The following is a 13,394-nucleotide window of genomic DNA, read 5'->3' on the forward strand; positions in this document are numbered from 1 at the left end:
ATGTCCGACGACGAAAAGACCCCGGCCCGCGAAGTCATCGCACAGTACGCGCACCAGCACTTCCGGTACTTCCGCACCACCGACGGCACCGTGTACGCGCAGCGCAATGGGCAGCCTGTAGCCCGTCCGATCCGCTCCCAAGGGACGACCGGCAGTCACCGGCAGGAACTCATGGTCGGCCTGTTCCACGACGGGCACGGCGTGTTCAACGGCACTGCCCTCAAGGAGGCGTTGGACTTGATTGAAGCACTCGCGATGAACGAGACCACCCAGTCCGTGCACATCCGTGTCGCTCCCGGAGTCGACGGAGCGACGTGGCTGGACCTGGGCCGCGCAGATGGCCAGTCCGTACGCATCCATCCCCACGGGTGGGACATCCTCACCCCCGACCCGCGTGAGGTGTGCTGGCGCCGCACCCAGCTCACCGGCGAACTCCCCCTCCCCGCACGAGACACCGACGGCAAGGGCATCGATCTGCTGCTGCGGCTGTGCAACTTCGCCAGCGCGGAGACCGAATGCCTGGCTCTGGCCTGGCTGATCGGCTGCCTGGGACCGTCCGTGCCGGTACCTGCCCCGTTCCTCACCGGCCCGCAAGGCGCGGGCAAGTCCACCGGCGGGCGCATGCTGGTGAGGATCATCGAGGGCATGAGCGGGGACCTACGCCGCGCACCCAAGGATGAGGAGAACCTGATCGCCGCAGTGGCCGCCGGATGGGTGACCGCGCTGGACAACCTCTCGCACCTGGGCCCGGACCTCTCGGACGCGATGTGCTGCATCGTCACCGGTGCGGAGAACGTCAAGCGTGCCCTGTTCACCGACGGGGATGTATTCCGTGTCGGCTACCGCCGCCCGTTGTTGATGACCGGTATCGACGTCGGCGTCATCCGCCCCGACCTCGCCGAGCGTCTTCTCCCGCTGCGCCTGGTACGCCCCACAGTGCGGCGGACCGAGGCGGAGCTGTGGGCGGAGTTCGAGGAGATCCTGCCCACCGTCCTGGGGTCACTCCTGGATCTGACGGTCCAAGTCCGCGCGGCCCAGGCGGACATTCCCACCGACCTGCGGATGGCTGACTTCGCCCACCTATGCGCCCAGCTCGATGTGGCCACCGGCCTGGGAGCGCTCAAGGCGTACCGGGCCAGCCTGGATGACCTCAACGACGACGTGATCGAGGGCGACGTACTGGCACAGACCGTTCTCCAGCACGCCGCCAGCCTCACGCCAGGCGCAGAGGAGCGGAAGACGTCCGCTGAGTGGCTGCACAATCTCACCCAGCTCTACGCCGGGGAGGACTGCCGTACCCCGCCCAAGGGCTGGCCAACCACCGGAAAAGTCCTCTCCGATCGCCTCAAGCGTCTCCAACCGACCCTGGCGGCCCGGGGTGTCCTGATCGACTGGGGCCGCACCAGAACGGCCCGCTACATCGAAATGAGTCGGCCACCGGCCCCGGCTCCGGACCCGCCGCCACACGAACAAGCACCGTTGCTCTGACCTGGGGCACCGGTCGGCACAAGCAAGAAGAGCACCCCGGGCACGACAAACGCCCCGGGTGCTCTTCTTGCTGTTCGGCGCTTGCGCCTCCCAAAGACGCGCCGCGAAGCGGCTCCTTCTACTCGCCGTAACGCGCACCACGCCACAACAGAAACTCCCTCCCCTCTTTCTCAAGAGAAGAGTTCTGCGTCACCCGCGTCACCAGAAGATCAGAAACGACGTGTGACCTGGCGCGACAACGGTGACGCAGAACGCCAATCACTGCGTCACCTCACGTCACCCGCGTCACCAGTGACAAAGCCCCTGCGTCACCAATGACGTTCCCCGTAGCCCCTGCGTCACCGCAAAACAGCAGGTCATACCCACCAAGGTGACGCAGACGACGCAATGACGCAGAAATCCCCACCTCGGACACACGCTGAGCGGGAGTCAGCCCCTCCCATCCCGGCCAAGGAGGCACACCACGATGAGCGCCACCATGACCGCACCCGCCGACAAGCTTCTCTACAAGCCCGAAGAAGCGGCCGACATTCTTGGAATCGGCCGCTCAATGCTCTACGAGCTGATGAGTGTCGGAACCGTGGAGTACGTCAAGTTGGGCCGTTGCCGGCGAATACGGCGGACTGCTCTCGAACAGTACGTAGCAAACCTGAGCCCCGAGAATCACTGAACACCAGCACACACGAGGCGCCCTGGACAACATTCCGGGGCGCCTCGCGCATGGAGGAACGCATGTCCCCGCGCAAACAGAACATGGAATCGTCCATCTACCTGGGAAGTGACGGCTGGTGGCACGGCCGAGTCACTATGGGCGTGAAGAACGACGGCAGTCCGGACCGTCGCCACCGTACTGCCAAGACCAAGACGGAAGTACGGCACAAGGTCAAGGAGCTGGAACGGCTCCGTGACGAAGGACGAGCGCCGAAGGCCGGGCGAAAGCCCACCGTAGAGCAGTGGATGAAGACCTACCTGACTACCATTGCCAGTTTGAAGCTGAAACCGCGCTCACTGGATGACTACTGGTCAAAAACGCGTAACGACATCATCCCTGGAATCGGTCAGCACCGTCTCGACAAGCTGACCCCGGAGCATCTCGAACAACTCTACGCTGACATGCTGGAAGAGGGGCACGCCCCCTCTCACGTGGTGAAAGTTCACCGAATTCTGTCGCGGGCACTGAAAATCGCACACCGCCGCAGGATGGTCACGGAAAACGTGGCCATGCTGGTGGACCCGCCCTCTGTCGATGAGACCGAAGCGAACCCCTTCACCGTGGACGAGGCAAAGGCATTCTTGCTCGCTGCGGCGAAGCGACCCACGTCTCTGCGGTGGATCGTAGGCGTGGGCATGGGGTTCCGTCAGGGCGAATGCCTGGGCCTCCGCTGGAAATACGTGGACCTCGAAGCCGAACAGTTTCACCCTCGTTGGCAACTCCAACGGCTTACATGGCGCCACGGCTGCGACGACCCGCATGCCTGCGGCGCCAGGCTGCACCGATTCGCTCCCTGCCCTGAAAGCTGCTCGGTGCACAAGCAATACAAGCGCGGCTGCCCCCCGCCCTGCCCTGAGGATTGCACTCGGCACGCCAGCGTTTGCCCAGAACGTAAGGGTGGCGGCTTGACCTTCACACGTCCCAAGACGAGGAAGAGCAGTGAGCCAGTCCCGATTCCTCCCCCGTTCGTTCCGTACCTGCGCGCGCAACGCGAGGCCCAACAGGAGGATCGCGAATCGGCCGGGGAACTGTGGCAGGAGCACGACGCCGTTTTCGCGCGTCCGGACGGACGACCGTACGACCCACGCCAGGATTGGGAGGAGTTCAAGGAGCTGCTGAAAGAGGCGGGTATCAGTGACCGACGTCTCTACGACGGGAGCCGCCACACCGCCGGCACCATCCTCAATGAACTCGGAGTGGACATGCCCACGATCATGGAGATCCTTCGACACACGCAGATCAGCCAGACACGACGTTACGTGAAGGGTCGGTCCGAGCTGTCCAAGGAGGCCATGCGGCGTATGGGCGACGTCTTCCTACCCGCGCCCTCACCTGCACCTGACGCCGGGACTGAGACCAAAACTGAGACCGGAGCGTCCCGAGCCGCACGGAATAAGCGGCGGCGCCGCATCCGATGAAACAAAACCCCAGGTCAGAATCATCTGACCTGGGGTTCGTCGGAGCCGCCTGGGGGAGTCGAACCCCCGACCTACGCATTACGAGTGCGTCGCTCTGGCCAACTGAGCTAAGGCGGCAAGCTGCGTCAGCCATCCTGGCCGGGGCAGCGGCGACAAGTCTACAGGCTTTCCACCGCTGCCCCCGACCAGGTTCGTCCCTACGGCAGGCCCCGGGACGTACGCCCGTCAGCCGCTCACGTCATGCCCGGGCTGCAGCGCTTGCCGTCCTTGGGCGCCTTCCCCTTCAGCAGGTACGCCAGCACGCTCTCGTCGACGCACCGGCTGCCCCGCAGGAAGGCGCTATGCCCGTCAGCCTCATACGTGAGCAGCCGCCCCTTCGACAACTGTCCGGCAAGGCCCTGTGCCCAGGCGTACGGAGTGGCCGGGTCCCGAGTGGTGCCGATCACCACGACGGGCTCGGAGCCCTTCGCCGCGATGCTGTGCGGCTCGCCGGTCGCGTCCTGCTGCCAGTACGTGCAGTTCAGCGCCGACCAGGCGAAGCCTCGGCCGAATACGGGTGACGTCTCCTCGAAGTCGTCGACGGCCTTCCTCGCCTCCTTCGGCCCGTCGAACGCGGGCGGCAGGTCCAGGCAGTTCACCGCCGGGTTCGCGAACATGATGTTGGCGTACGAACCGTCCGTGTCCCGCTCGTAGTACTGGTCAGCGAGCGCCAGCAGTTCCCCGCCCTTGCCCTTCTTCATCCCGGCGGTCAGCGCCTGACGCAGCTGTGGCCAGAGCTGCTCGCTGTACATCGCCTGGATCACGCCGGTGGTGGCCATCGACTCGGTGAGGGTGCGGTCGGTGCCGGTCTTCATCGGCTTCCTGTCCAGCTTCTCGAAGAAGGCCCGAAGCTTCTTCCCGGCATCCTTGACTCCCTCGTCACCCAGTGGACAGTCGGACTGCCCCACGCAGTCCTTGGCGAACGCCTTGAACGCGGTGGCGAAGCCCCCCGCCTGCTGCACGTTGACCTCCCGCGAGGTGAGCGAGGGGTCCATCGCGGCGTCCAGTACGAGGCGGCCGACGCGCTGCGGGTACAGCCCGGCGTAGGTGGAGCCGAGGAAGGTGCCGTAGGAGGCGCCGTAGTAGTGCAGCTTCTCGTCGCCGAGGACGGCCCGCAACACGTCCATGTCCCGCGCCGAATCGACGGTGGAGACATGCCCGAGCAGGCCGCTGGAGCGCTGCTCACACCCCTTGGCGAAGCCCTTGTACGCCTCGACGAGCTGGTCGACCTCCTTCGAGTCGTCCGGCGTCTGGTCGGTACGGACGTACTCGTCCATCTCCCGGTCGGAGAGGCATTCCACCGGCTCGCTACGGCCCACCCCGCGCGGGTCCATGCCGACCATGTCGTAGCGCTCGCGCAATTGCGGGGGGAAGCTGACGGCCGCGGCCTCCTGTAGGAACTTGATCGCTGAGCCGCCCGGACCACCCGGGTTCACCAGCAGCGAGCCGATCCGCTTGTCCTTTCCGGAGCCGGAGGACTTCTTGCGGGAGACGGCGAGTCGCAACTCCTCGCCTTCCCGCGGGTCGTCATAGTCGAGCGGCACCCGGAGTTTGGCGCACTCGAAGCCGATGACGTCGCACTCGCTCCACTCCAGGCGCTGCTCGTAGTACGGCCGCAACTCGGACGGGATCTTGGTGGGCAGCGCCTTCAGGGGCTCGGCGTCACCCCCCGGCGATCGGGTGGGGCTGGGGACGGCGCTGTCGCTGGTCTCCGTACCGTCCTCGTCGCCCTCGCCTCCGGAGGAACAGCCGGACACCAACAGCACGGCGGCGACCAGGAGGGCCGACGCGGTGCGGAGCGGACGCCTGGTGCGCATAGACACTCATCCCCAGCGATACGACAGCGATACGACGATCCCAGGAGCGTAGCCGCCTCGACCCTCACCCGGCCCGCAGCGACATCGCCATCGCCTCGACGGCGAGCAGCGGAGCGACGTTACGGTCGAGCGCGCCGCGACAGTCGAGCACCGCCTCGATGCGCCGGAGGGTGTGCTCGGGTGCGGAGCTGCCCGCGAGGCGTTCCACGGACTCCCGCACGTCCTCGTTCGCCATCGCGACGGTCGAGCCCAACTGCCGGGCGAGCACGTCTCGGTAGAACGCGGTCAGGTCGGTGAGCGCCAGGTCCAGTGAGTCCCGCTGGGCGCGGGTGGCGCGTCTCTTCTGCCGATCCTCCAGGTCCTTCATCACGCCGGCGGTGCCGCGTGGCAGGCGCTTGCCCTCGGTCGCGCCCAGCGCGGCGCGGAGTTCCTCCGTCTCCCGCTCGTCGCGCTCCTCGCCCTGCTGTTTGGCGTCCTCGGCGGCCGCGTCGATCAACTCCTGAGCGGCTCGCAGCGCGTCCCCCACGTCCGTCACCCGGGTGGGCAGCCGCAGCACGGCCGTACGCCGAGCGCGTGCCCGCTCGTCGGTGGCCAGCCGGCGGGCCCGGTCGATGTGTCCCTGGGTGGCTCGGGCGGCTGTCGCCGCGGCGGCCGGCTCCACGCCGTCCCGGCGCACCAGGGCGTCCGCGACCGCGTCCACGGGCGGAGTACGGAGTGCGAGGGTGCGGCAGCGGGAGCGGATGGTGGGCAGCACGTCCTCGGTGGAAGGGGCGCACAACAGCCACACGGTGCGCGGTGCGGGCTCCTCCACCGCCTTCAGCAGGACGTTTCCCGCGCTCTCGGTCAACCGGTCGGCGTCCTCCAGGACGATGACCTGCCATCGGCCGCCGGCCGGCGACATCTGGGCCCGTCGGACCAGCTCACGAGTCTCCTTCACGCCGATGCTGAGCAGGTCCGTACGCACGATCTCGACGTCCGCGTGAGTGCCCACCAGGGTCGTGTGGCAGCCCTCGCAGAAGCCGCAGCCGGGCTGACCGCCGAGGGCACGATCCGGGCTGACGCACTGGAGTGCGGCGGCGAAGGCGCGGGCAGCGGTGGCTCGGCCCGAGCCGGGCGGCCCGATGAACAGCCAGGCGTGCGTCATCGCCGAACCACGCGAGGCGACGGGCCCGCCCGGTTCCTCGGGACCAGGCCCTCGGGAACCCGGTTCATCGGCCCCCACGCCCGTGGAGTCCGGGCTGCCCGAATCAGGGCCGCCACGTGCGGGGGCGGTGCCGTCCGTCGGAGCGCGGTCCGTACCGCGCTCGGCCGCCGCGGTGACGTACGCGTCGGCGTCCCGCGCCGCGGCCCGCAACTGACCGCTCACCCGGTCCTGGCCGACCAGGTCATCCCACGCGCTCATGGCCCTCCTGGCTCCTCAGCGTCGCACGCCTCACCCCGCTCATTCTGCGGGACACCACTGACACTCCCGCGCGGTCCCGCTCGCTCCACTCCGGCACCCCGCCGTCGCAACGCCCCGTCGACCCAGCACGCCGTCCCGCGGAGTTCTCCGCTCGTGGCCAGCCACCTGTCCCGTATAGACGGGGCTCAGCCGCGGCGGTTCTCCCCGCCACGGCCCTGCCGGGTCTCATCGCCCTCGGGCGACGTGCCGAGGAGTTCATCCGCGAGCGTGGGGGCGTCATCCAGGGGTGTCTCCTCCGCCCACGCCGGGCGGGCCCGCTGGACTGGCCCGCTGTCCGAGGACCCGCTCGTGGAGTCGACCGCGCCGGAAGCGGGTGGCTCCTGCTGTGGCAACTCCCGTGTACGCTCCACTTCCTCCTCCGCGGAGCTCTCGGGGCGTACGGCCGGCATGACCGTCGTCTCGTCCTCCGCCCCGGTGGCGGAGTCGTCGAACTGGGGAAGCTGCGTGGTCTCCTCGTTATCCGGGATATCCGAAGCGCCCGAGGGCGCTGAGGCACCCTGGGTGTCGGCCTCGCGCGTGCCGCCCGTCCGCCCCGCTGGCTGACCCGACGCCTCCACCTTCGGGATCGGGATGGTCTGCGAGCTGTCGTCCAGCGACTGCCCGGGGCGTACGTCGCCGACGACGGGGAGCTGCGCGGTGTCCGCCTCGTCCTCGCCAGTGGTGGTACGGCCCGCGGATCCGGTGTCGCCGCCCGTCCCGTCGCCACCGCCGGTACGGTGCCGTTCGGCCAGCAAGAGCGCTTCCTCGGCCTTACGCTGCTTCTCCCGACGCCGCTCCTCGGCCTGTGCCCGGAGCCGGGTTTCCTCCTCCGCCTGCCGCTGCCGCTGCTCGTCCTCCGCGCGGCGGCGCTCCTCCTCGGCCTCACGGCGCTGCCGCTCCTCCTCCGCGCGACGACGCTCCTCCTCGGCGCGCTTGCGCGCTTCCTCCGCGCGGCGGGCCTCCTCGCGCTGCCGAGCCAACTCGGCCTCACGGCGCTGGCGCTCCTCCTCCTCGACACGCAACCGTTCGAGCCGCTCCTGCCGTTCGCGCTCTACGCGCTCCTCCTCGGCCTTGCGGGCGGCTTCCTCCTCGGCCTTCCTGCGCGCCTCCTCCTCGGCCGCCTTACGGGCTTCCTCGCGGGCCTTGATCTCCGCCTCGGAGAGCGGCAGCAGTTGGTCGAGCCGGTGCCGGACGAGTGTGGTGACCTCCTCGGCCTCCTGCCCCGCGTCGACGACCAGATAGCGGGTGGGGTCGGCCGCGGCGAGGGTCAGAAACCCGGCACGCACACGCTGGTGGAAGGCCCCGGACTCGGACTCCAGCCGGTCCGGCGCCTCGGTGAACCGCTCCCGCGCCGTCTCGGGTGAGACGTCCAGCAGCACGGTGAGGTGCGGGACGAGCCCGTCCGTGGCCCAGCGGGAGATTCGGGCGACCTCGGTCGGCGACAACTCACGCCCGGCGCCCTGGTACGCGACCGAGGAGTCGATGTACCGGTCGGAGATGACGACGGCACCTCGCGCCAGCGCGGGACGCACCACGGAGTCGATGTGCTCGGCGCGGTCGGCGGCGTACAGCAGGGCCTCCGCACGGTCGGACAGGCCAGCCGACGAGACGTCCAGGAGGATGGAGCGGAGTCGCTTGCCGATGGCGGTGGCGCCGGGCTCCCGGGTCGTCACGACCTCGTGGCCCTTGTTGCGAATCCACTCGGCGAGCGCCTCGGTCTGGGTCGACTTGCCCGCGCCGTCGCCGCCCTCGACAGCGATGAAGAAGCCGTTGTCCGCCGGCGCCTGTGCTGGACTCCCCCCACTCAGCGCCTCGCGCAGGTCCCGACGCAACGGCACGCCCTGTCGGTCGTCGACGCGGCCCAGCAGCAGCGCCGCGACGGGCAGCAGCAACGCGCCCACCAGCATCAACACGAAGGCGGCGCCGCCGTGTTCGAAGACGAACGAGCCGCTTTCCATACGCTGCAGCCCGATGAGCCCCGCCAGCACGGGCGCCGCCAGGACGCACAGCCCCAACGCGAGACGCACGACCGCGTGCAGGTGCTCGGTCGTACGGACGCGGCGGGAGTCCTCGGTCTCCTGGTCGAGCAGGGCGTGCCCGGTGTGCGCCGCGATGCCGGCCGCGAGACCGGCGACGGTGGTCAGCAGCAGCACCGTCGCCATGTCCGTGGTGAGTCCGGCGACCAACAGCGCGACCCCGGTGAGGGCGATGGCGAGGGGGAGCAGCCGCCGGCGGGGGAGCGTCGGAAGGGTGTGCGGGGCGAGCCGGATGCCACCGACGACGCCACCCGTGAGGGTCAGGGTGATCAGGCCGAAGCCCACCGGTCCGCCCCCGAGGTCCGCTGCCTGCAACACCGCGAGCGCGACGCTGGCGCCGATCGCGGCAGCCGTCGCGGCGATGGCCAGCACCAGGAGGGGGATGGCGCCCGTACGCCCCTTGTCCGGCAGGTCACCGGTCTTGGGGCGCCGCAGCCCCTCCAGGGGCGAACGGGGACGTGGCGTCTCGGTGTCGGGAAACTCCAGGAAGTACAGCACGGACAGCGCGCCGGCGAAGAGACCGGCGGCGAGGTACGAGCCGAGCGCCGCCTGGTGCTCGTGGAACCAGTCGAGACCGAGTCCGCCCAGAACGTTGCTGAGCAGGGTGATCCCGACAAGCCCCGCGGCGGCGAGCGGCACGGCGAGGAAACCGGAACGTGCCCACAGCCGGCGCAACGCGTCCTGCTGGTCCGGGAGCGGGCGGATAGCGGAGCCCTCCGGGGGCGGCGCCGGCAGCAACGCCGGCGCGGCACTGTCCTTCGCCACCGTGTGGAAGCGCTCGGCGACACCGGCGAGGAACACGGTCGTCAACAGCGCGGCGACGGCATTGTCCGGGGTCCAGTCGATCCACAGCGGCGCGATGATCATCGCGACGACCCGCAACCCGTCCGCGACGATCATGGTCCAGCGGCGGTCCAAGGCGCCCGCCGGCGCGGTAAGTGCGGAGAGCGGGCCGAGGAGCACAGCGCCGAACAGCACCGTCGCCAGCAGCCGCACGCCGAACACGGTGGCGATGGCGAAGGCCACCCCCTGATACCCGGAGCCGAAGGCCGGGTCGGCCCCGGACCGCGTCGTGCCCACCACCGCCTGCGCGGTCAGCAGCAGGAACACGAACACGGTGAGGACATCGCCGATGCCGCTGGTGAACTGGGCGCCCCACAACCGCCGCACAGGAGCGTGCCGCAGTAGTGCCCGCACGGCGCCCGCGCGGGACTCCGCGGCGAGTGCGTCGTCTGCGACGGGCCCTCCCGGGTCCCCGCCTGGCTGCTGCTCTGCTCCGCTGCTCATCCTGCCAGCGTATAGGGAGCCACGGACAGTACGCGGCCCCGCCCGAACATTTGGGCGGCGGAGACGGTCGACGGTGGTGCCGCCGGCTCCCCGACCGGCGCACCACGCTCGTACGACCGACGGAAACGCCAGGTCACACGGGCGGGTAGCGCGTTGCGTCGCGCTCCGCGAAGAGCGCTACTCCCCCGGCGGACCCGTGGCGGCATCCTCGGACTCCGCCGGCGCCTTCGTGGAGGCGGTCTTCTTGGCCGCCGTCTTACCCGTGTCCTTCGTGGTGGTCTTCGACGCGGCCTTCTTGCCCGTGGCCTTCTTCGCGGTCGTCTTCGCCGTCGTCTTCTTCGCCGTCGTCTTCTTCGCCGCGGTCTTCTTCGCGGCCGACTTCGTCGTGGACTTCTTGCTTGTGGCCTTCTTCTTGACCGGCCCCTTCGCCCGCTTGTCCGCGAGCAGTTCGAAACCGCGCTCCGCCGAGATCGTCTCGACCTCGTCGTCCCTTCGCAGGGTCGCGTTCGTCTCGCCATCCGTGACGTACGGACCGAACCGGCCGTCCTTCACGACCACCGGCTTCTGGGTCTCCGGGTCCGTGCCCAACTCCTTGAGCGGAGGCTTGGCCGCCGCGCGCCCACGCTGCTTCGGCTGGGCGTAGAGCGCCAGCGCCTCCTCCAGGGTGACGCTGAAGATCTGCTCCTCCCTCTCGAGCGAGCGGGAGTCGGTCCCCTTCTTGAGGTAGGGGCCGTAACGACCGTTCTGCGCGGTGATGTCGTGGCCCGACTCCGGGTCCGTGCCCACCACACGGGGCTGCGACAACAACCGCAGCGCGTCCGCGAGCGTCACGGTGTCCAGCGTCATCGACGTGAACAGCGAGGCCGTGCGCGGCTTGACGGCGTTCTTGCCGGTCTTCGGCGTGCCCTCCGGCAGCACCTCGGTGACGTACGGGCCGTACCGTCCGTCCTTCGCCACCACCGGCCGGCCCGTCTCCGGGTCGGTGCCCAGCTCGAAGTCGCCGCTGGGCTTGGCCAGGAGCTCCTCCGCGTACGCCGGAGTCAGCTCGTCCGGTGGCAGGTCGTCCGGCACGTCGGCCCGCTTGCCTGGCTCCTCCGGATCTTCCGCGGACTTCTCCACGTACGGTCCATAACGTCCGACCCGGAGCGTGATGCCCTCACCCAACGGGAACGAGGAGATACCCCGCGCGTCGATCGCCCCCAGGTCGGAGACCAGTTCCTTCAGACCGCCCAGGTGGTCACCGTCGCCGTTGCCGGAGTCGGCGGCGGCACCGCTCGACTCGCCCTCCCCGAAGTAGAAGCGCCGCAGCCAGGGCACGGACTCGGCGTCGCCGGTGGCGATCTGGTCGAGATCGTCCTCCATCTTGGCCGTGAAGTCGTAGTCCACCAGCCGTCCGAAGTGCTTCTCCAGCAGCCCGGTGACGGCGAAGGACAGGAAGGAGGGCACCAGGGCGGTGCCCTTCTTGAAGACGTAGCGCCGGTCCAGAATCGTGCTGATGATCGAGGCGTAGGTCGACGGCCGGCCGATCTCCCGCTCTTCCAGCTCCTTGACCAGGGTCGCCTCGGTGTATCGCGCGGGCGGCTTGGTCGCGTGCCCGTCCACGGTCAGCTCGTCCGCGGTCAGCGTGTCGCCCTCGGACACCTGGGGCAGCCGCCGCTCCCGATCGTCCAATTCGGCGTTGGGGTCGTCGGCGCCTTCGACGTACGCCTTGAGGAAACCGTGGAAGCTGATGACCTTGCCGGTGGCGCTGAACTCGGCGTCACGGCCGTCCGCGCTGCGCCCACCGACCCGGACGGTCACCGACTGGCCGGTCGCGTCCTTCATCTGGGAGGCGACGGTGCGCTTCCAGATCAGCTCGTAGAGCTTGAACCGCTCACCCGTCAGTCCTGTCTCGGCGGGCGTGCGGAAGCGGTCCCCGGAGGGGCGGATCGCCTCGTGCGCCTCCTGGGCGTTCTTGACCTTGGAGTTGTACGTCCGCGGGCGCTCCGGCAGATAGTCGGCTCCGTAGAGCTGGCTGACCTGCGAGCGGGCCGCGGCGATGGCCGTGTCCGAGAGGGTCGTGGAGTCCGTGCGCATGTAGGTGATGAAGCCGTTCTCGTACAGCTTCTGCGCCACCTGCATGGTCACCTTCGCGCCGAAGCCGAGCTTACGGCTGGCCTCCTGCTGCAGCGTGGTCGTACGGAACGGGGCGTACGGCGAGCGGCGGTACGGCTTGGACTCGACCGCACGCACCGTGAAGGAGGCGTCCGCCAGCCCTTCGGCGAGTGACCGGGCCGTCGCCTCGTCCAGGTGCAGCACCTGGGCGTCCGCGCTGGCGCTTTTGAGCACGCCGTCCGAGCCGAAGTCACGGCCCTGCGCGACGCGTCGCCCGTCGACGGTGGTCAGCCGTGCGCCGAAGGTGCCCGGGTCCGAGGTGTCGCCGGCTCGGCCGGTGGCGAACGCCCCGGTGAGGTCCCAGTACTCCGCGCTGCGGAACGCCATGCGCTCGCGCTCCCGCTCGACCACCAGCCTGGTGGCGACGGACTGGACCCGGCCGGCCGAGAGGCGCGGCATGACCTTCTTCCACAGCACCGGGGAGACCTCGTAGCCGTACAGCCGGTCGAGGATGCGGCGGGTCTCCTGGGCGTCGACGAGCTTCTGGTTCAGGTCCCGCGGGTTGTTGACAGCTTCCCGGATGGCGTCCTTGGTGATCTCGTGGAAGACCATCCGGCGGACCGGCACCTTGGGCTTGAGCACTTCCCGGAGGTGCCAGGCGATGGCCTCGCCCTCACGGTCCTCATCCGTGGCCAGCAGCAGCTCGTCGGACTCCGCGAGCAGCGACTTGAGCTTCTTGACCTGGTCCTTCTTGTCGCTGTTGACGACGTAGAGCGGCTCGAAGTCGTGATCGACGTTCACCCCGAGACGCGCCCAGGGCTCACCCTTGTACTTGGCGGGGACCTCTGCGGCGCCGTTCGGAAGATCGCGGATATGCCCCACGCTGGCCTCGACTACGTAACCGGGGCCCAGATAGCCCTTGATCGTGTTGGCCTTGGCTGGCGACTCCACGATCACGAGTCGGCGACCGCCGTCCGCGGTCTCGCTGGTCGGGGACAAGTTCGCTCTTCTCTCCGGTCGGCTGGGCAACGCTGCGGAGTGTGACGCTACCCCCCGCCTCCA

General features: G+C 69.2%; 7 protein-coding genes and 1 tRNA gene. 3 read left to right on the top strand and 5 right to left on the bottom strand.

The window, feature by feature from the left end; genetic code table 11:
- The 3 genes from AN216_RS23470 (at position 1) to AN216_RS23480 (ending at position 3,618) form a co-directional block, all read left to right on the top strand.
- Positions 1-1,488 carry an ATP-binding protein gene (locus AN216_RS23470; protein ID WP_070198716.1) on the top strand — a complete coding sequence of 496 codons (1,488 nt, stop codon included), beginning with the start codon at positions 1-3 and terminating at the stop codon, positions 1,486-1,488.
- A 466-nt stretch (positions 1,489-1,954) separates the two neighbouring features.
- Entirely contained in the window at positions 1,955-2,158 is a 204-nt protein-coding gene (locus AN216_RS23475) for a helix-turn-helix domain-containing protein (protein WP_070198717.1), read from the top strand.
- A gap of 62 nt (positions 2,159-2,220) precedes the next feature.
- The gene (locus AN216_RS23480; RefSeq protein WP_070198754.1) at positions 2,221-3,618 is read left to right on the top strand and encodes a tyrosine-type recombinase/integrase; all 1,398 of its coding nucleotides are present in this window, start codon (positions 2,221-2,223) and stop codon (positions 3,616-3,618) included.
- A gap of 43 nt (positions 3,619-3,661) precedes the next feature.
- On the opposite strand, the gene AN216_RS23485 is transcribed toward AN216_RS23480, so the two are convergent.
- The 5 genes from AN216_RS23485 to topA form a co-directional block, all read right to left on the bottom strand.
- A tRNA-Thr gene (locus tag AN216_RS23485) sits at positions 3,662-3,735 on the bottom strand.
- 116 nt (positions 3,736-3,851) lie between these two features.
- Positions 3,852-5,474 carry an alpha/beta hydrolase gene (locus AN216_RS23490; protein WP_070198718.1) on the bottom strand — a complete coding sequence of 541 codons (1,623 nt, stop codon included), beginning with the start codon at positions 5,472-5,474 and terminating at the stop codon, positions 3,852-3,854.
- Positions 5,475-5,538: 64 nt separating this feature from the next.
- The gene (locus tag AN216_RS23495) at positions 5,539-6,876 is read right to left on the bottom strand and encodes a DNA polymerase III subunit delta' (protein WP_079166909.1); all 1,338 of its coding nucleotides are present in this window, start codon (positions 6,874-6,876) and stop codon (positions 5,539-5,541) included.
- A gap of 185 nt (positions 6,877-7,061) precedes the next feature.
- Entirely contained in the window at positions 7,062-10,238 is a 3,177-nt protein-coding gene (gene tmk / locus AN216_RS23500; RefSeq protein WP_070198719.1) for a dTMP kinase, read from the bottom strand.
- A gap of 177 nt (positions 10,239-10,415) precedes the next feature.
- Positions 10,416-13,331 carry a type I DNA topoisomerase gene (gene topA / locus AN216_RS23505; protein ID WP_070198720.1) on the bottom strand — a complete coding sequence of 972 codons (2,916 nt, stop codon included), beginning with the start codon at positions 13,329-13,331 and terminating at the stop codon, positions 10,416-10,418.
- Between the last annotated feature and the right edge of the window lie 63 nt (positions 13,332-13,394).

It is taken from the genome of Streptomyces oceani (assembly GCF_001751245.1).
Classification (GTDB): Bacteria; Actinomycetota; Actinomycetes; order Streptomycetales; family Streptomycetaceae; genus Streptomyces; species Streptomyces oceani.